A 21,101-nucleotide genomic window follows, 5' to 3' on the forward strand; every position below is an offset into this window, starting at 1 on the left:
CTCCGGCGGCGCTGTCCCGGCTAGCCGCCGAGCTCAGCGCCGGGCAAGCAGTCCGCCAGCCGCCGCACCCCTTCGCGGATGGCGGCGGCCTCCAGCAAGGCATATCCCATGACCAGGCCCGCCGGACCTTGCCGATGCCGGGCCCGGGCGGCGGGATGGAACAACGGGCCGATGGGGTGGACGCGCACGCCATGCTCGCGCGCCGCGCTGACCAGCGCCGCCTCCGACCCGGCCGGCACGCCGTGAAACCACGCGACCAGGTGCAGCCCGCTGCCCGCGCCCTGGATCTCCACCCGCCGCCCGAAACAGGACGTCAAGGCGTCGACAAGCGCGCGTTGACGGGCCTGCTGCTGGCGGCGCATGCGGCGTACGTGGCGGCCGTAGCTGCCGTCCTCCAGCAGCCGGGCCAGGGCGCGCTGGACCCCTGTCGCGGCATGCCGGTCCGCCACCCGCTTCGCGGCCGAGAAGGTATCCACCAGGGACGGCGGCAGCACCATGTAGCCCAGGCGCAATTGAGGCGACAAAGTCTTCGAGAATGTCCCCACGTGGATCACGCAATCGCGGCGGTCCAGCGACAGCAGCGTCGCCTCGGGCCGGACCGTATAGCGGTATTCACCGTCGTAGTCGTCCTCGATGATCCAGGCCCCGTGTTCAGCGGCCCAGTCGAGCAGCGCCCGGCGCCGGGCAATCGGCAGGAACGACCCCAGGGGGAACTGGTGCGTGGGGGTCACGTAGGCCAGTTGCGCGGCGCCGAGGGCCGCGAGCTGGCCGGTCTGCAGGCCATGTTCGTCCACGTCGACGCACCTGAGCTGGCCGCCATAGGCTTCGAAGGCGTGGTGCGCCATGCGATAGCCCGGATTCTCCACGACCACGCCGTCGCCCGGATCCACCAGCAGCCGGGCGCAGAGATCCAGCGCCTGCTGCGAACCGTTGACGATCATCAGCTGTTCCACCGAACAGGCCAGGCCTCGCGTCTGGCTCAGGTGCGCTTGCAGCGCGCGCCGCAGTTCCGGGTTGCCGCGCGGATCTTCGTACTCCAGGCGCGGGCTGCGTTGCCGCTCGACGGCCCGCAGCGCTTTCAGCCAGGCCAGCGTGGGAAAGTCCGAGCCCGCCAATGGCCCATAGACGAAATCGATCTCGCCTGGCGCGGGCGGACCGGCATCGCCGACCCCCAGGCCGGCGATGCGGCGCGCAATACCCGACAGCCGGCCGGTGTGGCCACCCGTGGCGGCACGGTGCCCCCGGCCGCGCCGGGCACGGGCCGTCAGCGCCGGCGCGGCCCCCGCGGCCACCCGGCTTGCCGCGCCAGCCCGCGTCTGGATGAAGCCGTCCGCGGCAAGCTGCTCGTAGACCAGCGACACGGTGCCCCTCGACAGCCCGCGCTCGGCGGCCAACGCGCGCGTGGAGGGCAACGGCGCGCCCGCCGCGTAGGTGCCGTCCGCGATCCTGGCGCGCAGCTCGTCGTAGAGCGCCCGGCTCAAGTTTTTCGTCAAGTCGCGGGTGCTGGGCATGGCACGGAACTGGTCCAGTGAAATTGGCATGAACTGGCTATTTTCACAGAGCCGGCCACGGCGGACAATCGTGGCTTTGCCGGGAAATCCGGCCCTTGCACCCGAGCGAGCCTGCCATGTACCTTCCCAGCCAGTTTGCCGAGCCACGGATCGAAGAACTGCACCGCATCGTCCGCGACAACCCGCTGGGCATCATGGTGCGCGCCACGCCGGACGGCATGGAGGCGGATCACCTGCCTTTCCTGTTCGACCCCGCGCAAGGCCCACATGGCGCCCTGGTCGCCCACGTCGCGCGCGCCAATCCGGTCTGGCGCGAGGTCGCCGACGGCGCCCGGGTCCTGGTGATCTTCCGCGGCGCGCAAGGCTACATTTCGCCGAACTGGTACCCGGGCAAGCAGGAGACGCATCGCTATGTGCCGACCTGGAACTACGAGGTAGTGCACGCGCACGGCACGATCCATGTCCACGACGACGAGAAATTCGTCAGGGCAGTGGTCGCCCGCCTGACGCGGCAGCACGAGTCCCGCCAGGCCGTGCCCTGGAAAATGGGCGATGCGCCGGCCGACTATCTCGACCAGCAGCTGCGCAACATCGTCGGCATCGAAATCCGCCTTGCCCGGCTGGAAGGCAAGCGCAAACTCAACCAGCATCACCGGCCGGCCGATCGCGAGGGCGCGATCCAGGGGCTGGCGGGCCAGGGCAACCACGGGCTCGCCCAGGCCATGCGGGACACGGCCCGGCCGACGGCAGGAGACGCATGAGATATACGGCGCGACGCTCCCCTTCGCCCACGACGCATCGGCCATTGCATGCTCGAGAGGAGGTCATGGGTGAATATCGGTCGCGGCGGTGAAATCCTCATCCTCACCGGCCCGCCGGGCGCGGGCAAGACAACCACGGCAGCCGCGCTGGCGGCATCGGGCGGATCGCCGAAGGTGCATCTGCATGCAGACGATTTCTGGCATTTCATCAAGCACGGGGCCATCGAGCCTTACCTCCCCGAAGCGCATAGCCAGAATGCGGTCGTACTGGATGTGCTGGCGAATGCCGCCGCCAGCTACGCCAGGGGCGGCTACTTCGTCATCGTCGACGGCATTGTCGGGCCCTGGTTCCTCGCGGCGTTTGCCGCGATCAGCCTGCCGGTCCACTACATCGTGCTGCGCCCGCCCCTGCGGGCCGCGATCGAACGCTGCCGCACCCGAGGCGGCCAGACGCTGTCGGACCCCGGGCCGATCACGGCGCTGCATCAGCAGTTCTGCGCGCTCGGTCCTCTGGAGCGGTACGTCCTGGCGACCGCAGGCCAGGATCGGGAAGACGTGCTGGCGCGCGTGACGGCGGCGCTGGACAGCGACGAATTCCGCCTGGCCCGCCAGTGAGCCGGGGACGGCGCCGGCTCGACGGACTTCGCCGTCTCCGCACGAAAATGTAACAAGCGGCCCCTCCCCCCTTGAACCGGCAGGCATCATCCCTATAATTAGCACTCGCTGCCGGTGAGTGCTAACAGCCCGTCCCGGCCTGAAAACCGATCATTTTCACCCCTTCTATATAGAAACAGGAGTTCCTCATGGCCCTGCGTCCCCTGCACGATCGCGTGATCGTCAAACGCCTGGACAACGAGCGCAAGACTGCCTCGGGCATCGTCATTCCCGACAGCGCCGCCGAAAAGCCGGATCAAGGCGAAGTCGTGGCCGTTGGCCCGGGCAAGAAGACCGAAGACGGCAAAGTGCTGCCGGTCGACCTGAAGGCTGGCGACAAGGTGCTGTTCGGCAAGTACGCCGGCCAGTCGGTGAAAGTCGATGGCGAAGAGCTGCTCGTCATCCGCGAGGAAGAAATCCTCGCCGTGATCCAGTAATTTCTGAACGAATTTTCGAAGGAAGCTCACAATGGCTGCCAAGCAAGTCCTGTTCAGCGATGACGCCCGCGTCCGCATCGTCCGCGGCGTGAACGTCCTCGCCAATGCCGTCAAAACCACCCTCGGTCCCAAGGGCCGCAATGTCGTGCTCGAGCGTTCGTTCGGCGCCCCCACCGTCACCAAGGACGGCGTGTCGGTTGCCAAGGAAATCGAACTGAAGGACAAGTTCGAGAACATCGGCGCCCAGCTGGTCAAGGACGTCGCCTCGAAGACCTCGGACAACGCCGGCGACGGCACCACCACCGCCACCGTGCTGGCCCAGGCCATCGTCCAGGAAGGCCTGAAGTACGTTGCCGCCGGTTTCAACCCCATCGACCTCAAGCGCGGCATCGACAAGGCCGTCACCGCCGCCGTGGCTGAACTGGCCAAGCAATCCAAGCCGGTCACCACCAGCAAGGAAATCGCCCAGGTCGGCTCGATCTCCGCCAACAGCGACGAATCGATCGGCAAGATCATCGCCGACGCGATGGACAAGGTCGGCAAGGAAGGCGTCATCACCGTCGAAGACGGCAAGTCGCTGGACAACGAACTGGACGTGGTCGAAGGCATGCAGTTCGACCGCGGCTACCTGTCGCCCTACTTCATCAACAACCCCGACAAGCAAGTCGCCGCGCTGGATGATCCGTACATCCTGATCTTCGACAAGAAGATCAGCAACATCCGCGACCTGCTGCCCGTGCTGGAACAAGTCGCCAAGTCGAGCCGTCCGCTGCTGATCATCGCCGAGGACGTCGAAGGCGAAGCGCTGGCCACCCTGGTGGTGAACAACATCCGCGGCATCCTGAAGACCACCGCCGTCAAGGCGCCTGGCTTCGGCGACCGTCGCAAGGCCATGCTGGAAGACATCGCCATCCTGACGGGCGGCGTGGTCATCTCGGAAGAAACCGGCATGTCGCTGGAAAAGGCCACCCTGCAAGACCTGGGCCAGGCCAAGCGCATCGAAGTGGCCAAGGAAAACACCACCATCATCGACGGCGCTGGCGACAGCAAGTCGATCGAAGCCCGCGTCAAGCAGATCCGCGTCCAGATCGAGGAAGCCACCTCGGACTACGACCGTGAAAAACTGCAAGAGCGCGTGGCCAAGCTGGCCGGCGGTGTTGCCGTGATCCGCGTCGGTGCTGCCACCGAAGTCGAAATGAAGGAAAAGAAGGCCCGCGTCGAAGACGCCCTGCACGCGACCCGTGCGGCGGTGGAAGAAGGCGTGGTGGCCGGCGGCGGCGTGGCGCTGCTGCGCGCCAAGCAGGCCATCGCCGACCTGAAGGGCGACACGGCTGACCAGAACGCCGGCATCAAGCTGATCCTGCGCGCTGTCGAAGAGCCCCTGCGCACCATCGTGACCAACGCCGGCGAAGAAGCCAGCGTGGTGGTGAACAACGTGCTCAACGGCAAGGGCAACTACGGCTACAACGCCGCGACCGGCGAGTACACCGACCTGGTCGAGCAAGGCGTGCTGGATCCCACCAAGGTGACCCGCACCGCCCTGCAGAACGCCGCCTCGGTGGCCAGCCTGCTGCTGACGGCCGAAGCCGCGGTGGTCGAGCTGGTGGAAGACAAGCCCGCTGCTCCCCCCATGCCCGGCGGCATGGGCGGCATGGGCGGCATGGACTTCTAAGTCCAGGCCTGCGCCGCGGCAGCCCCGGTACGCCGGGGCGCGCCAGACCGACGCCTCCAAGGGTACGCCCTTGGGGGCGTTTTCTTTTGGGGCGCCCTGGCCGACGGCCGCGTGGCGGCTTCGGTATCAGCCCAAGGTGTCTGACACCCCTTGGGTGTCAGACACCTCCGACGGTCGACAAGGGTGCCCAGGTGTCTGGCACCCTTCGGTGTCAGACACCTTCCAATGGACCGGAGCCAGCGGACGGGCACGCCGCTTGCGGATTGTGGCGACCCGAGAGGCCCCCCTACAATGCGTGGGTTCCCGTCTGCACAATGAGCGCCATGACTATTCCGCCCCGCTTGCTGAAGATGCTGCGTCCTTCGGAAATCGCCGGCCTGCTGGTCGAGTCGGCCAAGCAGTGGTCGAGCCACCGGGCGTCCAGCAAGGGCGCCGCGCTGTCGCTGTACATGGTGTTCTCGCTGGCGCCGATGCTGATCCTGGTGATCGCGGTGGCCGGGGTTTTCTTCGGCGAAGAGGCGGTGCGCTCGGAACTGTTCGCGCAGGTGCGCGAACTGACCGGGGCGCGCGGCGCCGAAGTCATCCAGACCGTGCTGGCCAGCGCGCACGAATCGGGCGGCGGCTGGATCGCGGCGCTGCTGTCGATTACCGTGCTGGTCTTCAGCGCCACCACCGCGTTCGCCGAGCTGCAGGCCAGCCTGGACGAGTTGTGGGACGCCACCAGCCAGCGCAAGGCCGGCCTGCAGGGCCTGGTGCGCAGCCGCATGGTGTCGTTCGGGCTGGTGCTGGTGCTGGCGATGTTCCTGCTGGTGTCGCTGATGATGAACGCGGCATTGGGCGCGGCCAAGGCCTACTACGGCGACCTGTGGACCCACTCGGCGTTCGCGGTGCTGGCCGGCTGGCTGTCCAACCTGTTCTCGTTCGCGGTGGTCACGGCCCTGTTCGCAGTGGTGTACAAGCTGCTGCCCAGCATCGATATTCCCTGGCGCGACGTCATCCCGGGCGCGATCGTAACCGCCGCGCTGTTCCTGGTGGGCAAGTGGGGCATCGGCCTGTACCTGGGCCGCGGCGGCACGGTGTCGGCCTATGGGGCGGCGGGCTCGCTGATCGCGCTGCTGCTGTGGATTTATTATTCCGCGCAGATCTTCTTCTTCGGCGCGGTGTTCACCCGCCAGTTCGCCGAACGCTTCGGCAGCCGGCAGGCTCAGGCTTCCGGCACGGACACGGTGTAGTTCAGGGCCAGGCGGCCGCCGTCGGCGTAGATGGTCTGGCCGGTGATGTAGCTGGCGTCGTCGCTGGCCAGGAACACCGCCACCTTGGCCACTTCGTCCGGCTCGCCCAGGCGGCCCATGGGTATGCGCGACAGCACCGTCCGCAGCGCCTGCGGGTCGGTGGCGATGGTCCGCATGATGTCGGTCTCGATACTGCCCGGGCCGATGGCGTTGACGCGGATGCCGCGCGCCACCAGCGACAGCGCCATCGACTTGGTCATCTGGCGCACCGCGCCCTTGCTGGCGCCATAGGCGAGCTGGTCGGCCATGGCCAGCTCGGCGGTCATCGACGACATCAGCACGATGGCGCCGTGCCTGCCGCCGCGCACCATCGCGCGGGCGGCCGCCTGGGCCACCAGGAAGGTGCCGCACACATTGACGTCCATGACGGCCTTGAAATCGTCCAGCGTCAAATCCAGGAAGTCGGCCGCGCGTATCATGCCGGCATTGCATACGCAGATGTCCAGCCCGCCCCACAGGCGCTCGCATTCGGCCACCATGGCGGCGGCGGACGGCGCGGCGGCCACGTCGGCGCAGAAGCTGCGCGCCTGGCCGGGCAGGCCTGCCATGGCGGCCTGCAGGGCGGCCTGGTCGCGGTCGACCAGCAGGACGCGCGCGCCTTCGTCCAGGTAGCGGCGGGCGATGGCCAGGCCGATGCCGCGGGCGGCGCCGGTGACCAGGGCGACCTTGTCGTGCAGCTTCATTTCAGACTCCCACGTAGGTGGCGACGAGGTCGGGGCGCGCGGCCAGCTCGGCGGAGCTGCCGTCCCATACCGAGACCCCCTTGTCGAGGATGACATTACGATCGGACAGGCGCAGCAAGGCGGTGGTGTTCTTGTCCACCACGATCATCGACAGCCCGTCGGCTTTCAGTTGGGCCAGCACGCGCCAGATCTCGGCCCGCACGACCGGCGCCAGCCCCTCGGTGGCTTCGTCGAGCACCAGCAGGCTGGGGTTGGTCATCAGGGCGCGGCCCAGCGCCAGCATCTGCTGTTCGCCGCCCGACAGTTGGCTGCCGAGGTTGGCGCGCCGCTCGCGCAGCCGCGGGAACAGCGCGTAGACGCGTTCCAGGGTCCAGGCCCGGGCGCCGCCGCGCGCCACGGCGGTGGCGAGCAGGTTTTCTTCGACTGTCAGGGTGGGGAAGATCTGCCGGCCTTCCGGCACCAGCGACAGCCCCAGGCGGCCGATGCGGTACGGCGCCATGCCGCGCAGGGCCTGGTCGCGGTAATGGATGCTGCCGTCCTGGATGGGCAGCAGGCCGAACAGGCATTTGATGACCGTGCTGCGACCCATGCCGTTGCGGCCGATCAGGCCCAGGACCTGGCCTTCGCGCACCTCCAGGTCGACGCCGAACAGCGCCTGGCAGTGGCCGTAGCCGGCGGTCAGGCCGCGGATGTTCAACATGGCGGGTCCTCCGGATCAGGCGTCGGCGTCGTCGCCCAGGTAGGCGCGGCGCACGTCGGGGTGGTTGCGGATGGCCTCGGCGTCGCCGGTGGCGATCAGCCTGCCGTAGACCAGCACGCTGATGCGGTCGGCCAGGGCGAACACGGCGTTCATGTCGTGCTCGACCAGCACGATGGTGTAGCGGCCTTTCAAGCTGCGCAACAAGTCGATGACGGCGGCGCTCTCGGCGGCGCTCATGCCGGCCATGGGCTCGTCCAGCAGCAGGATGCCCGGCTCCCCGGCCAGGGCCATGGCGATCTCGAGCTGGCGGCGCTGGCCGTAGGCCAGGCTGCCCACTTCGCTGTCGGCCACATCCTGCAGCCGGCAGGCCGCCAAGGCCTGCCGCGCCGCGTCGACCACGTCCTGGCAGGCGGCCAGCGGCCGCCACGGCGACAGGCGCCGGCGGCGCTTGCGCAGCGCGGCCAGGCAGGCGTTCTCCAGCACGGTGTAGCCGTCGAACACCGAAGTCACCTGGTACGAGCGCAGCAAGCCGAGCGCCACCCGCTGCTGCACCGTCGCGGCCGAGATATCGACCCCGTCGAGCCGCACGGCGCCGGCGTCGGCGCGCAACTCGCCCGACAGCAGGTTGATCAGCGTGGTCTTGCCCGCGCCGTTGGGGCCGATCAGCGCATGCAGCTCGCCCGGGCGGACCTCCAGCGATACGCCGTCGGTGGCCTTGAGGCCGCCGAAGCTGCGCGCCAGGCCCTGGGTGGCGAGATGGCGCGCGCGCGGCGCCGGCAGGATGGCCGCCGTCATGCCGAGGCCTCCTTGCGCAGCGGGTCGGCGCGTGGCGGGGGATCGCCGGCCGCGGCCGGCGGCCGGCGGCGCGGCAGCGCCACATAGCCGTTGCGCGCCAGCATGGCGATCGCCACCACGACCGGCCCCATCAGCAGCATCCAGTGCTGGGTCATGCCCTTGAACAGCTCCTCCAGCAGCAGGTAGCCGATCGCCCCGACCACCGGCCCCAGCACGTTGCCCAATCCGCCGATCACCACCATGACGATCAGCTCGCCCGAGACCGGCCAGGACATGTAGCTGGGCGAGGCGAAGGCCGTGAGGTTGGCCAGCAGCAGGCCGGCCACCCCGGTCAGCACGCCGGAAGCGACGTAGGCGGTCAGGCGCACGCGGAACACGGAATAGCCCAGGGCATCGACACGGCGCGGATTGACCTGGGTGGCGCGCAGGATCATGCCGAAGGGCGAGCGCCGCAGCCGCAGCATGCCCAGGCACGCGGCCAGCAGCAACGCCCAGGCGGCCCAATAGACCGGCAGGCTGCCGCCCAGGTCGAACAGGCCGAAGTCACTGCCTTCGTAGATGTTCAGGCCGTCGTCGCCGCCATACTCGCGCAGGCTGACCGCCAGGAAGTAGAACATCTGGGCGAACGCCAGCGTGATCATGATGAAACCGATGCCGGAAGTGCGCAGGCACACGGCTCCGACCGCCAGGGCGACCAGCGCGCAGACAGCCACGCAGACCGCCAGCTGCATCCAGCCGCTGGCGATGCCGTAGTACGACAGGATGCCCACCGCATAGCAGCCCAGGCCCAGGAACATGGCATGGCCGAAGCTGACCAGCCCGGCGAATCCCAGCACCAGGTTCAGGGCCACGGCCGCCAGCGCGTAGATCAGCACGCGGGCGCCGAAGGTGACGTAGAAGGGTTCATCGAGCCACTGCGCGGCCAGCGGCACGGCCGCCAAGACCAGGAACAGCAGCGGCAGGAACCATGACGCGGTGCGGTGTGATGGCATGGTGGACTCCCCGGCGAGCTCAGCGCCGCGCGGCAAAGATCAGGCCGTGCGGGCGGAACGCCAGCACCACGGCCATCAGGATGTAGATCAGCATCGATGCCAGCGCCGGCCCCACCGCGTTGGCGACTGAACTGTCGAACGCGCTGCGCAGCAGGTCCGGCAGGAAGGCGCGGCCCAGCGTGTCGATCATGGCGATGAGCAGCGCCGCCACCAGGGTGCCGCGCACGGAGCCGATGCCGCCCACCACGATGACCACCAGGGCCAGGATCAGCACCGGCTCGCCCATGCCCGACTGCACCGACAGGATCGGCCCGGCCAGCGCGCCGGCCAGGCCCGCCAGCGCCGCGCCCAGCAGGAACAGCAGCGTCTTGAGCCGGTCCACGTTGGCGCCCAGCACGCTGGCCATCGGCGCATTGCTGGCGCCGGCCCGGGTCAGCATGCCGAAGCGGGTGCGCTGGATCAGGAACCACGCCCCGGCGGCGACCAGCGCGCCCACGCCCACGATGAGCAAGCGGTAGACCGGGTAGTCGGTGCCGAACACCGCCACCGAACCGCGCAGCGCCGGCGGAATGGCGGCATAGTACGGACGGCTGCCCCAGATCACCGAGGCCAGCTCGTTGAAGAACATCATCAGCCCGAATGTAGCCAGCACCTGGTAGAGATGGTCGTGACGGTATAGCGGTCGCGCCACGACGCGCTCGAGGGCCACGCCCACCAGTCCGCTGCCGCACACGGCGGCCAGGATGGCGAAGCCGAACGAGCCGCTGGCGTTGTACGCGCTGGCGCCCAGGAACGCGCCGATCATGTACAGCGAGCCATGGGCCAGGTTGATGAAGTTCATGATGCCGAAGATCAACGTCAAGCCCGAGGCCAGCAGGAATAGCAGCGCGCCCAGTTGCAGGCCATTGAGGAATTGCGACAGCAGCAGCGATCCGTTCATGAGGAAACTCCGAGGGCGGGCGGCGCCTATTTCATCTTGCAATCGGCGGCGTAGGCATCCTTGTGATCCGTGAAAACGGTGGCCAGCTGCTTCACGCCGATGCCGCCCGCTTCTTTCACGACCTGGTACGCGTAGAAGTTCTGCACCGGCATGTTGTTGGTGTTGAAGGCGAACTTGCCACGCACCGACGGGAAAGTCGCGCCGGCGGTCTTGACCGCGGCGGCCAGCGCCTTGCTGTCGCCCAGCTTGCCGTCCAGCTTGCGCACCGCCTCGTCCAGCAGGAACGCGGCGTCGTAGCCGGCCGCCGCGTATTCGGACGGCAGGCGGCCGTACTTGGCCTGGAAGGTCTCGACGAACTTGCGGTTCTTGGGGTTGTCCAGCGTGGTGGCCCATGGCGTGCCATAGATGGCGCCCACGGCCTGTTCCTTCAGCGCGGCCAGGGTATTGGAATCGATCAGGCTTTCCGAGAAGAACGGCAGCTTCTCCATCAGGCCGGCCTGGCGCAGCTGGCGCACGAAGTTCACGCCTACGCCGCCGGTGTAGAACACGAACAGCGCATCGGGGCTGGCGGCGCTCATGCGCGAGATCTCCGCCGAATAATCGAGCTGGCCCAATTGGGTGTAGATCTCGTCGGCCGGCTCGGCGCCGTAGAAGCGCTTGAAGCCGGCCAGCTTGTCCTTGCCGGCCTGGTAGTTCGACGACATGAGGTAGGCGCGCCGGTAGCCCTGGTCCTTGACGTACTGCCCCATCGCCTCGGACATGCTGTCGTTCTGCCACCCCAGCACGAACAGGTTCGGCAGGCACATGCGGCCGGCGATGGGCGCCGGCCCGGCATTGGTGGAGATCGCCACCACGCCGGAATCCTTGATACGCCGCAGTTCCGCCATCAGCACGTTGGAAAAGCCCAGGCCGACCACCGCGTCGACCTTGTCGCGCTCGATGAACTTCTGCACGATCTGCGCGCCCACGTCCGGCTTGAGCTGGTCGTCCTCGCGCAATACCACGGCCTTCTGGCCGCCCAGGCTGCCGCCCAGCTGCTCGATGCCCAGCATCAGGCCGTCGTACTGGTCCTGCCCCAGCGCGGCCTGCGGGCCGGACAACACGCCCGAAAAGCCGACGGTGATGTCGGCCCGCGCGGCGCCCGCGCCGGCCAGTGTCGCGGCCGCGGCCAGGACGGCCAGCCCTTTTGCGAATACTTGCATTGCCTGTCTCCTTGTAGGCGGGGCGGCCCGTTCTGCGCGGGCCGGCCCCGATGTCGGCCCTGTCAGAGCTTGACGCAGACGTTGCGCAGCTCGGTGTAGAACTCCAGCGAATGCACGCCGCCCTCGCGCCCGATGCCCGACTGCCTGGCGCCGCCGAACGCGGTGCGCAGGTCGCGCAGGAACCACGAATTGACCCAGCAGATGCCCACGTTGAGGGCCTTGCCCAGGCGGTGGGCAGTGCCGACATTGCTGGTCCAGACCGTGGCGGCCAGGCCGTAGGGCGTGGCATTGGCCAGGACAACGGCTTCTTCTTCGGTGTCGAACGGGGCAATGTGGCAGCACGGCCCGAAGATCTCTTCGCGGATCACGCGCGAGGACTCCGGCAAGCCGGTCCAGACGGTCGGCTGCACCCAGGCTCCCTCGGCCAGCGCGCCCGCCATGTCGGGCACGCCGCCGCCGGCCACCACCGTGGCGCCGTCGTCGCGGGCGTACTGGTAGTAGCGCAGCACTTTTTCGCGATGGCGCAGCGAGATCAGCGGCCCCAGGTCGACGCCCGGGTCGCGCGGCCGGCCCAGGCGGTAGGCGCGCGCCCGTTCGCCCAGCGCGGCGACGAAGCGTTCGAAGATCGGCCGCTGCACATACACGCGCTCGGTGCCCAGGCAAACCTGCCCGGTGTTGTCGAAGGCGGCGCGCGCGATGCCGGCCACTGCCTTGTCGAAGTCGGCGTCGGCGAACACGATGCCGGGGTTCTTGCCGCCCAGCTCGAACGACACCGGCCGCACGCCGCGCGCGGCGGCCTGCATGATGGCCTCGCCGGTGCGGGTCTCGCCGGTGAAGGTGATGCCGTCCACCTCCGGATGGCGCGTCAGCAGTTCGCCGGCCGAGTCCGGCCCGAAGCCATGGATGACGTTGTAGACGCCCGGCGGGACGCCGGCCTGGTTCATGACCTCGCCCAGCAGCGTGGCGGTGCCCGGCGTGTCTTCCGACGGCTTGACCACGACGGTGTTGCCGCAGGCCAGGGCCGGCCCGACTTTCCAGGTCATGAGCAACAGCGGCAGGTTCCATGGGCAGATCACGCCGATCACGCCACGCGGCACCCGCACGGCGTAGTTCAGCGCATGGCCATGGTCGGGCGTGTCCATCTCGAAACTCTCGTTGGGCACGTTGCGGATCAGGTCGGCGAATATCTTGAAATTGGCCGCGCCGCGCGGAATATCGAGATGGCTGGCCAGCCCGTAGGGCTTGCCGGTGTCGGCGATCTCGGCATCGACGAAATCGTCGAAGCGCTTGTCGATGCCGTCGGCCACCGCGTGCAGCAGTTCGGCGCGCTGCTGCGCCTTCAGGCCAGCCCAGGGGCCGGACAGGGCGGCGCGCGCCGCCGCCACCGCGGCATCCACCTCGGCCGCGCCGGCTTCATGCACCTGTCCGATCAGGCGGTTGTCGACGGGATCCCGGTTGTCGAAAGTCTTGCCGGTGGCCACCCACTGGCCATTGATGAAGTTGCGGAACTCGGTCATGTCGTCCTCAGTCGGTGCCGCCGGCGCCGGCGTATTCCGGGTCGCCGTCGGCCAGGTATTCCCACATGCGCTCATAGATGCGGCCGGTGCCCACCGCCCGCTCGCGCGCCTGCGCCTCGTCCAGCCGCGGCGCGCCGTCGGCCAGCCCGGCGGCGCGCAACTGCCATTCGATGCGCGCGGCATCCTCCAGGTACCAGGTCAGCACCACCGCCTGCGGCAGCGTCGGCGCCGCCACCACCGCGCCGTTGCCGCGCATGACCACGGCCGCGGCCTCGCCCAGCGCGCGCGCCACGCCCAGCGCCTGCGCGTCGCTGCGCACCAGCAGCGGGTCGTCCCACAGCGGCACCGCGGGCCAGAAGTACGAACCCATGCCATGGCGCGGCGCGGGAGTGACGCGGGCGGCCGACAGCGCCATCACCGTGGGCGGCATGGTGCGCGCCACGCCGCCGACCTCGGGGCGGGCACGGTAGATCTGCTGGTGGATGCGCACCTCGCCCAGCACGCCGGCCGGCAGCTCGCCATGCACCGGCACCACCACCCCGGGTTCGTCCGGCGCGATCAGGCCCATGGGACGGGCGGCGCACACCAGGAAATGACCGGCATCCAGGCGCAGGCTGCAATGGCCATAGGCATGCGCCAGCCCGGCCCGCGCCAGGGCGCGCGCCGCCACGCGCACGCGCGCCTGCTCGCCGGCGGTCGGAATCGCGGCCGCCGCGCTCATGACTTGAATTCCGGGATGTCGGGACGCGCGCCCCACATGCAGAATGACGAGGGCACCGCCGGGAACTGCCGCGGCCGGTAAGTCTTCTCGTCCTCGGCGGTGATCAGGCGCACGCCGCACGAGTACTCGTAGATCATGCCGTCGGGCCCCTCGAAGTACAGGAACATGGCGCCCGAGGTGGGGTGGCGGCCGGGGCCGAATTTGATCGGTATCTTGCGTTCCTGCAACAGGTACCAGGCGCGCATGATGTCGTCGATGCTCTCGACCTGGTGGTTGATGTGCTGCACGCCGGGATGGGCGGACGGGAACAGCGCGATCTTGTGATGGACTTCGTCGATGCGCAGCAAAGGGGCATCGCCGATGCGGTCGCTGACGCGCGCGGACAACAGGCCGGTCCAGAAGGCCTCGTCGCGGCGCGCGTCGAGCGTGCGCAGGCCGATGTGGCTGAAGCCGGTGATGCCGGCGTCGCGCGACGGGAAATAGCGGCGGCCGCTATGGTGCGGCGCATAGACCAGCTCGATGCGATTGCCGGACGGGTCGGTGAACTGCAGCAGATCCTGCACGTGGCGCTGCTCGGCCGCCTGGCGCGTGCCGCGCGCGACCTGGTAGCCGCTGCGCTCCAGCACGGCGCCGGCCCGTTCCAGTTCGTCGGGCGAATCCACTTCAAAGGCCGCCGTGTGGTCGTGCGGATCGCCTTCGAAATAGCACAGCGTGTGGTCGCGTCCGTCGGAGCGGAAATAGACCGACTTGCCTTCCTTGCGGGCGACTTCCAGGCCCAGCACCTCGGTCGCGTAGCGCGCCGCGGACGCCAGATCGCGAGTACCCAGCCGGACATACCGGATGTCATGTAGCCGTATCACTGCTTGTCTCCTGGAGCGCCTGGCCGTTGGAAGGGAAAGCAAGGGCGACGCTTTTTTTCTACGATAAGCAGCAAAAATCTCGGAGTCAATAAATTTTATCGAGATTTTTTCCAAGCGGTGCTACAGTACGCCCATGGCCGATAACGTCTCGCTTCCGTCGCTCGCGCATGCCGCCACGCCCAACACGCTGGTGGGGACGGCCTACGTCAACCTGCGGCGCGACATCATCGAAGGCAAACACCCGCCCGGCTCGCGCCTGCGCGTCGAGCACCTGAAGGACGACTACGGCGTGGGCGCCGGCACGCTGCGCGAGGCGCTGGCACTGCTGGTGTCGGACGCCCTGGTCACCTCGCACGGGCAGCGCGGCTTTCACGTCACGCCGATTTCGCTGCACGATTTCCGCGACATCACCGAAAACCGCGTGCTGCTCGAAACCGAAGCGCTGCGCCAGTCCATCGAACTGGGCGACGACGACTGGGAAAGCCGCGTCCTCGCCGCGTTTCACCGGCTCGGCAAGGCCGAACAGCGCCTGGCCGGCGACCCCACCGCCGGATTCGAGGAATGGGAGCGCCGCAATCGCGAATTCCACCGCGAACTGATCAGCGCCTGTCCGTCGCGCTGGATGCACCACTTCCTGGGCATCCTGTACCAGCAAGCCGAACGCTACCGGCGCCTGACGATCACCCGGCGTCCCATCGCGCGCGACCTGCACGACGAACACCGGAGCATCGTGGACGCCACGCTGGCGCGCGACGCGCAAGCCGCCTGCGCCCTGCTGGCCAGCCACATCCGCCTCACCTACGAAGCGGTGGCGCACCTGCCGCCGGAACTCTTTTCGCCCACCCCGCAGTCCGGCACAGACACTTGAGGCGCGCGCCGCGCCCGGCCGGTCAACGGATTGCCGACAAGGAAGACCCGATGAGCCGCGATTCCACCCACGCCACCGTTGTCGCCGGCAAGGCCACGCCACGCGGCAAGTATCCGCACCTCAAGCGCGCCGGCGACCTGCTGTTCGTCTCCGGCACCAGCGCGCGCCTGCCGGACAACCGCATCGCCGGGGCCACGGTCGACGCCATGGGCACCACCAGCCTCGATATCCGCGCCCAGACCCGCGCGGTCATCGAGAATATCCGCGACATCCTGGCCAGCGCCGGCGCGACGCTGGCGGACCTGGTGGAGATCAGCGCCTTCCTGGTCAACATGAACGATTTCGGCGGCTACAACGAGGTCTACGGCGAGTACTTCGACGCCGGCGGCCCGGCCCGCACCACAGTGGCGGTGCACCAGCTGCCCCACCCTCACCTGCTCATCGAAATCAAGGCGGTGGCCCACAAGCCCGCCGCCTGATGCCATATTTCGAGCCGTGGCGCCGGCCACGGCCGCACGGAGACGCCGATGCTCGCCTACGGTACACCGCTGAATTTTGGCCGCTGGATAGACGACCACGCCCACCTGCTCAAGCCGCCCGTGGGCAACCAGCAGATCTGGCAGGACAGCGATTTCATCGTCACCGTGGTGGGCGGGCCGAACCACCGCACCGACTACCACGACGATCCGCTGGAGGAATTTTTCTATCAGCTGCGCGGCAATGCCTGGCTGAGCCTGTGGATCGACGGCAAGGAAGAACGCGTCGACCTGAAGGAAGGCGACATCTTCCTGCTGCCCCCGCACGTGCGCCATTCCCCTCAGCGTCCGGAGGCGGGCAGCGCCTGCCTGGTCATCGAACGGCAACGCCCGCCCGGCCTGCGTGACGGCTTCGAATGGTACTGCCTGGATTGCGGCGGCCTGGTGCACCGGGTCGAGGTGCAGCTCAAGAGCATTGTGACCGACCTGCCGCCGCTGTTCGAAGCCTTCTATACCAGTGAAGCCAGGCGCACCTGCCCGCATTGCGGGCGGCTGCATCCCGGCAAGGAGCGCCCCGCGTCATGATCCGCAAAATCGATATGCACGCGCACTTCTTCCCGCCCATCACGCGGCAGGAAGCGGCCGCGCTGGACCCGCTGGATGCGCCCTGGCTACGGCTGGACGGCGACGGCAGCGGGCAGATCATGGCTGGCGAGCGGCCGTTCCGCCCGGTCGACGCCACGCTGTGGGACCCGGCCCTGCGCCTGGCGCAAATGGACCGCCACGGCGTGGACGTGCAGATCCTGTGCGCCACGCCGGTGATGTTCGGCTATCGCTACCCCGCCCAGGCGGCGGCGCAATGGGCGGCGCGCATGAACGACCTGGCCCTGGCGCATTGCGCCCACGCGCCGGACCGTCTCAAGGCGCTGGCGCAGGTGCCGCTGCAGGACCTGGAACTGGCATGCCGCGAAGCCTCGCGCGCCCGCGCGGCCGGCCATCTGGGCGTGCAAATCGGCAACCACGTGGGCGCGCGCGACCTGGACGACGACGCCCTGGTGCAGTTCCTGATCCACTGCGCCAACGAACAGATCCCGGTGCTGGTGCACCCCTGGGACATGATGACCGACGGCCGCATGAAACGCTGGATGCTGCCGTGGCTGGTCGCCATGCCGGCCGAGACGCAGCTGGGCATCCTGTCGCTGATCCTGTCCGGCGCCTTCGAGCGCATCCCGCGCAGCCTGAAGCTGTGCTTCGCCCATGGCGGCGGCAGCTTCGCGTTCCTGCTGGGACGGGTCGACAATGCCTGGCGGCACCGCGACATCATCCGCCAGGACTGCCCGCGATTGCCGTCGTCGTATACCGACCGCTTCTACGTCGACAGCGCGGTGTTCGACGCGCGCTCGCTGCGCCTGCTGGTCGACGTGATGGGCGAGGAGCGCGTGTTGCTCGGGTCCGACTACCCCTATCCGCTGGGCGAACAGGAGGTGGGCCGGCTGGTCGCGACGGCCGGCCTGGAGGACCGCACGGTGCGGAACATCCTGTGCCGCAACACCATGGCGTTCTTCGGACTGCAGTAGGGCCGTGCGCCCCGGCAAGCTGCGGAATGTTGCGATTGGCAAGACGATCTCTCGCCGCGGCCGGCTTGTATACGAGGTGTAAGCACCGGCCGCCCGCGGACGGATACGGTCACATCGCGGCGCGCGCGGACGCTAGGATGGAGGGTTGTTGCTCCATCGATTGCCTGCCATGCCGCGACTCATTCCCCCTTTTGTGTGCCCCTGGCGCCTGGCCGCGCTCGTCCTGGCCCTGGCGGGCGCGCCGGCCGGCGCCGACACTGTCTGGCTGGACAACGGCGACCGCCTGACCGGCACCATCAAGTCGCTGGACGGCGGCAAGCTGCTGATCCACACCGAATACGGCGGCGACGTGCGCATCGCCTTCGACCGCGTCAAGACGCTGCAAAGCGATACGCCGCTGGTCATACGCGATGAATCCCTGGCGCACGACTATCGCGCCAGGCTGGCGGGCGGGCAGCCCGGCACGGTGGTGCTCGACGGCGTGGAGCGCGGCCCGGACGGCGCGCAACCGGTGCGGGCCGATGTGCCGCTGGCATCGGTGGAGCGCATCGTGCGGCCGCATCCGTTCCTGAACGAAACCGCCGTGTCCGGCCGCGTGGACCTGGCCGCCACCCGCAAGAACGCCTCGACCCAGACCCAGGACTATTCCATGGCGCTGGACACGACCGTGCGCCATGCGCTGTGGCGCCACCGCTTCACCGGCTCGTACCTGCGCAGCAAGGACGACCACAGCGTCAGCAACCACAACTACGGACTGGACTACACGCTGGACCGCTTCCTGACGGACAAGGCCTTCTGGCAGGTGCGGGCCATGCATCGGCGCGACTGGGTCGAAGACCTGGACCGCCAGACCGCATACGGCACCGGCCCGGGCTACCAGTTCTGGGACGACGAGCTGGGCGCTTTCTCGCTGTCGGCGCTGGCCGGGCGGGTGCACTACGGTTACCGCGACGGCGGCAGCGACAATGCCTATGCCGGCAGCCTGCGCTGGGACTATGTGCGCTATTTCAGCGGCAAGCAGTTCGAGCTGTTCACCAAGGGCGAACTGCTGCGCCCGTTCGACAGCGAGGCCGAGATGGCCATTAGCGGCGAGGCGGGCCTGCGCTACAACCTCAACAGCTGGATGTCGCTGTACCTGAAGTATGCGCGCAACCAGGTCAGCAGTTCGCGCGACAGCCTGAACGAATCGATCTACAGCACCGGGGTCGGCGTGAAATGGTAGTTCAGCCTGCCGCGGGCAGCAGGTCCTCGATGCGCACCGGCAATTGCCGCACGCGCACGCCGGTGGCATGGTGGACGGCATTGGCGATGGCGGCGGCGATGCCGGCCAGGCCGATCTCGCCGATGCCGCGTGCGCCCGCGTCGTTCCAGGCGTAGTCGGGGTAATCGAGGAAACTCACGTCCATGCGCGGCGCGTCGGCGTGGGTGGCCATGATGTAGTCGGCCAGGTTGCTGTTGACGGGCGCGCCCGAGCGGGGGTCGTAGTGGGTCTGTTCCAGCAGGGCCATGCCCACGCCCATGACGATCGCCCCTTCGATCTGGTTGCGCGCCATACGCGGGTTGATCATGCGGCCGCCGTCGATCACCGTCACCACGCGGGCGACGCGCAGGCGCGCGGTGGCGGGGTGCCAGGTCACTTCGACGAAATGCGCGCCGTACGAGTTGATCGAATACTGCTTCTTCTGCTCCCGGCCCGAGCCGGCGTGGCCGTCGCCCGAGACCGCGGCCACGCCGGCGGCCGCCAGCACCTCGGCCAGCGGCACGCCCGCGCCGGCGCCGTCATCGGCCAGCCGCAGGCGCCCGTGCCGCAGCCTCAGCTCGCTGGCCTGGCGGCCGGCGAACGGCCCCTTCTCGCCCACCGCCAGCTTGCAGGCACCCTGCACCGCCTTGCGCGCGGCGGCCAGCACCGCCGGCACCACCGAGGCAGTGGCCGCCGAGCCGCCCGAAATCGGGCCGCGCGGCAGGCGCGTATCGCCCAGCGCCACCTGGATGCGGTCCGGCGCGATGCCGGTCTCGGCGCTGACCAGTTGCGCCAGCACCGTGTAGGTGCCGGTGCCGATGTCCTGGGTGGCGCACACCACGCGGGCTGAGCCGTCGGCATGCAGGCTGACGCTGGCGTCGGTCGGCATGCGCAACCCCAGCCAGGAGCACGACGCCACGCCCCAGCCCAGCACCAGTTCGCCGTCGCGCATCGAACCGACCGCGGGCGAGCGGTCGCGCCAGCCGAACGTCGCCGCGCCCTGCTGCAGGCATTCGCGCAGATGGCGCGATGAGAACGGCAGGCCATTGCCTTCATCGTGGTCGGGCTCGTTGCGCAGGCGCAGCTCGACCGGGTCCATGTCGAGCGCGATGGCGAGCTCGTCCATGGCCGATTCGAGCGCGTACATGCCCGGCACCGCGCCGGGCCCGCGCATCGAGGTGGGCGCGCCGACGTGGCGGCGCGCCAGGCCGGAGCACACCAGCAGGTTGGGCGTGCTGTACATGCGCGGCGTCGCTTCGCCGCAGTTCTCGCGGTAGTCGTCCAGTATCGATGCCTGGCTCAGGTAGTGGTGCTGCAGGGCCACCAGCCGGCCTTCCGGGGTGGCGCCCAGGCGCAGGCGCTGGCGGGTATACGGGCGGTGGCCGGTGCTGTGGAAGGTCATGGCGCGGCTCACCACCAGCTTGACCGGCCGGCCCAGCAGGCGCGCGGCGACTGGCGCCAGCAGCGAGTGGTTCCAGGCCCACAGCTTGCCGCCGAAGCCGGTGCCCAGGTAGTGCGAGATGACCCGCACGTTCTCCTTGCCGGTGCCGAGCATCTGCGCCGCCACGTCGCGATGGTTGACCACGCCCTGGGTCGTCTCGTACAGCGTATAGGCTTGGCCGTCGTACTCGGCGACGCAGGCGTGCAGTTCCAGCGAATTGTGGGTTTCGACCGGCGTGCAGTAGGTGGCGTCGATGCGCACGGCGGCGCCTGCATAGGCGGCCGGCGCGTCGCCGCGCCGGCTCTCGACCTCGGGCGTGTCCTCGGCGGCGGGCGGTGCGACGTCGGGCGGCTGGCTGTCGTAGCTCACGCGCACGGCGCGCGCGGCCGCCTGGGCCTGTTCCAGCGTATCGGCCACCACCAGCGCCACGTACTGGCCGTAATAGCGGATGATGTCGTCATCCAGCGGCGGCCGGGCCTCGTCGATGGAACCGCTGGCGGCGCGGTACAGCGGCGGCCGGTTGCCGTGGTGCAGGACGGTCCGCACCCCGGGCATGGCCAGCGCCGCTTCGGCCTCCAGGGCCAGGATGCGGCCGTTGGCGACGGTGCTGCATACCGGCACGGCGTAGAGCATGCCGGGCAGCATGAAATCGGCGGTGTAGCGCGCCGCGCCGCTGACTTTCAAGGGGCCGTCGATGCGCGGCAGGGGCTGGCCGATGGCCTCGGGATGAGCAATGCGGGGAGATTCCATGTCGGGTCCTTG

21 protein-coding genes and 1 pseudogene are annotated in these 21,101 nt (G+C 68.9%); 10 read left to right on the forward strand and 12 right to left on the reverse strand.

From position 1 onward, the window contains the following. Window positions 1-20 precede the first annotated feature (20 nt). The gene (locus CAL24_RS18680) at window positions 21-1,541 is read right to left on the reverse strand and encodes a PLP-dependent aminotransferase family protein (protein ID WP_331280859.1); all 1,521 of its coding nucleotides are present in this window, start codon (window positions 1,539-1,541) and stop codon (window positions 21-23) included. 86 nt (window positions 1,542-1,627) lie between these two features. On the opposite strand from CAL24_RS18680, the gene CAL24_RS18685 reads away from it, so the two are divergent. The 5 genes from CAL24_RS18685 to CAL24_RS18705 all read left to right on the forward strand — a co-directional run bounded on the left by CAL24_RS18685 (window position 1,628) and on the right by CAL24_RS18705 (window position 6,267). Beyond that, the gene (locus tag CAL24_RS18685; RefSeq protein WP_094807543.1) at window positions 1,628-2,272 is read left to right on the forward strand and encodes an FMN-binding negative transcriptional regulator; all 645 of its coding nucleotides are present in this window, start codon (window positions 1,628-1,630) and stop codon (window positions 2,270-2,272) included. 69 nt (window positions 2,273-2,341) lie between these two features. Further along, window positions 2,342-2,887, forward strand: a complete 546-nt coding sequence (locus tag CAL24_RS18690) for an AAA family ATPase (RefSeq protein ID WP_249278579.1) — start codon at window positions 2,342-2,344, stop codon at window positions 2,885-2,887. Between the two features lie 188 nt (window positions 2,888-3,075). Beyond that, complete coding sequence (gene groES, locus CAL24_RS18695) at window positions 3,076-3,363, forward strand: co-chaperone GroES (protein WP_012250823.1); 288 nt, start codon at window positions 3,076-3,078, stop codon at window positions 3,361-3,363. A gap of 31 nt (window positions 3,364-3,394) precedes the next feature. Continuing rightward, window positions 3,395-5,035 carry a chaperonin GroEL gene (gene groL, locus CAL24_RS18700; protein WP_028352540.1) on the forward strand — a complete coding sequence of 547 codons (1,641 nt, stop codon included), beginning with the start codon at window positions 3,395-3,397 and terminating at the stop codon, window positions 5,033-5,035. Between the two features lie 323 nt (window positions 5,036-5,358). Next, complete coding sequence (locus CAL24_RS18705) at window positions 5,359-6,267, forward strand: YihY/virulence factor BrkB family protein (protein WP_028352541.1); 909 nt, start codon at window positions 5,359-5,361, stop codon at window positions 6,265-6,267. On the opposite strand, the gene CAL24_RS18710 is transcribed toward CAL24_RS18705, so the two are convergent. The 10 genes and pseudogenes from CAL24_RS18710 to CAL24_RS18750 form a co-directional block, all read right to left on the reverse strand. Then, on the reverse strand, window positions 6,240-7,010 hold the full coding sequence (locus CAL24_RS18710) for an SDR family NAD(P)-dependent oxidoreductase (RefSeq protein ID WP_028352542.1): 771 nt from the start codon (window positions 7,008-7,010) through the stop codon (window positions 6,240-6,242). The two genes, CAL24_RS18705 and CAL24_RS18710, sit on opposite strands and share 28 nt — an antisense overlap. Window position 7,011: 1 nt before the next feature. Continuing rightward, window positions 7,012-7,710: an ABC transporter ATP-binding protein gene (locus CAL24_RS18715; RefSeq protein ID WP_028352543.1), complete on the reverse strand. Its 699-nt coding sequence runs from the start codon at window positions 7,708-7,710 to the stop codon at window positions 7,012-7,014. Window positions 7,711-7,725: 15 nt separating this feature from the next. Continuing rightward, on the reverse strand, window positions 7,726-7,956 hold the full coding sequence (locus tag CAL24_RS24530; RefSeq protein ID WP_432759300.1) for a hypothetical protein: 231 nt from the start codon (window positions 7,954-7,956) through the stop codon (window positions 7,726-7,728). Window positions 7,957-7,962: 6 nt separating this feature from the next. Then, window positions 7,963-8,409 (reverse strand): annotated as a pseudogene (locus CAL24_RS24535) (ATP-binding cassette domain-containing protein); the annotation flags it as partial. A 92-nt stretch (window positions 8,410-8,501) separates the two neighbouring features. Beyond that, window positions 8,502-9,497, reverse strand: coding sequence for a branched-chain amino acid ABC transporter permease (locus tag CAL24_RS18725; protein WP_051439222.1), 996 nt, complete (start codon window positions 9,495-9,497; stop codon window positions 8,502-8,504). A 19-nt stretch (window positions 9,498-9,516) separates the two neighbouring features. After that, complete coding sequence (locus CAL24_RS18730; protein WP_094807545.1) at window positions 9,517-10,437, reverse strand: branched-chain amino acid ABC transporter permease; 921 nt, start codon at window positions 10,435-10,437, stop codon at window positions 9,517-9,519. Window positions 10,438-10,463: 26 nt separating this feature from the next. Continuing rightward, window positions 10,464-11,639: an ABC transporter substrate-binding protein gene (locus tag CAL24_RS18735; RefSeq protein ID WP_094807546.1), complete on the reverse strand. Its 1,176-nt coding sequence runs from the start codon at window positions 11,637-11,639 to the stop codon at window positions 10,464-10,466. A 62-nt stretch (window positions 11,640-11,701) separates the two neighbouring features. Beyond that, window positions 11,702-13,156 carry a 2-hydroxymuconic semialdehyde dehydrogenase gene (locus CAL24_RS18740; RefSeq protein ID WP_094807547.1) on the reverse strand — a complete coding sequence of 485 codons (1,455 nt, stop codon included), beginning with the start codon at window positions 13,154-13,156 and terminating at the stop codon, window positions 11,702-11,704. Between the two features lie 7 nt (window positions 13,157-13,163). Beyond that, on the reverse strand, window positions 13,164-13,877 hold the full coding sequence (locus CAL24_RS18745; protein ID WP_094807548.1) for a class II aldolase/adducin family protein: 714 nt from the start codon (window positions 13,875-13,877) through the stop codon (window positions 13,164-13,166). Then, window positions 13,874-14,737, reverse strand: a complete 864-nt coding sequence (locus CAL24_RS18750) for a VOC family protein (protein WP_094807549.1) — start codon at window positions 14,735-14,737, stop codon at window positions 13,874-13,876. Before CAL24_RS18750 ends, CAL24_RS18745 begins: the two co-directional genes overlap by 4 nt. A 133-nt stretch (window positions 14,738-14,870) precedes the next feature. Here CAL24_RS18750 and CAL24_RS18755 point away from each other — a divergent pair, with 133 nt between their 5' ends. The 5 genes from CAL24_RS18755 (at window position 14,871) to CAL24_RS18775 (ending at window position 18,880) form a co-directional block, all read left to right on the forward strand. Next, a complete protein-coding gene (locus tag CAL24_RS18755) occupies window positions 14,871-15,605 on the forward strand; it encodes a GntR family transcriptional regulator (protein ID WP_028352550.1) in 735 nt (244 codons plus the stop codon). Between the two features lie 50 nt (window positions 15,606-15,655). After that, a complete protein-coding gene (locus CAL24_RS18760) occupies window positions 15,656-16,084 on the forward strand; it encodes a RidA family protein (RefSeq protein WP_094807550.1) in 429 nt (142 codons plus the stop codon). Between the two features lie 48 nt (window positions 16,085-16,132). Then, window positions 16,133-16,666 (forward strand): 3-hydroxyanthranilate 3,4-dioxygenase, encoded by a 534-nt coding sequence (locus CAL24_RS18765; RefSeq protein ID WP_028352552.1) that lies wholly within the window; start codon window positions 16,133-16,135, stop codon window positions 16,664-16,666. Next, window positions 16,663-17,658 carry an amidohydrolase family protein gene (locus tag CAL24_RS18770; protein ID WP_094807551.1) on the forward strand — a complete coding sequence of 332 codons (996 nt, stop codon included), beginning with the start codon at window positions 16,663-16,665 and terminating at the stop codon, window positions 17,656-17,658. The genes CAL24_RS18765 and CAL24_RS18770 overlap by 4 nt, the downstream gene beginning before the upstream one ends. Before the next feature lie 169 nt (window positions 17,659-17,827). Next, window positions 17,828-18,880: a DUF481 domain-containing protein gene (locus tag CAL24_RS18775; RefSeq protein WP_094807552.1), complete on the forward strand. Its 1,053-nt coding sequence runs from the start codon at window positions 17,828-17,830 to the stop codon at window positions 18,878-18,880. Window position 18,881: 1 nt separating this feature from the next. On the opposite strand, the gene CAL24_RS18780 is transcribed toward CAL24_RS18775, so the two are convergent. Then, a complete protein-coding gene (locus CAL24_RS18780; protein WP_094807553.1) occupies window positions 18,882-21,089 on the reverse strand; it encodes a xanthine dehydrogenase family protein molybdopterin-binding subunit in 2,208 nt (735 codons plus the stop codon). Window positions 21,090-21,101: the final 12 nt, after the last annotated feature.

It is taken from the genome of Bordetella genomosp. 2 (assembly GCF_002261345.1).
GTDB lineage: Bacteria > Pseudomonadota > Gammaproteobacteria > Burkholderiales > Burkholderiaceae_B > Bordetella_A.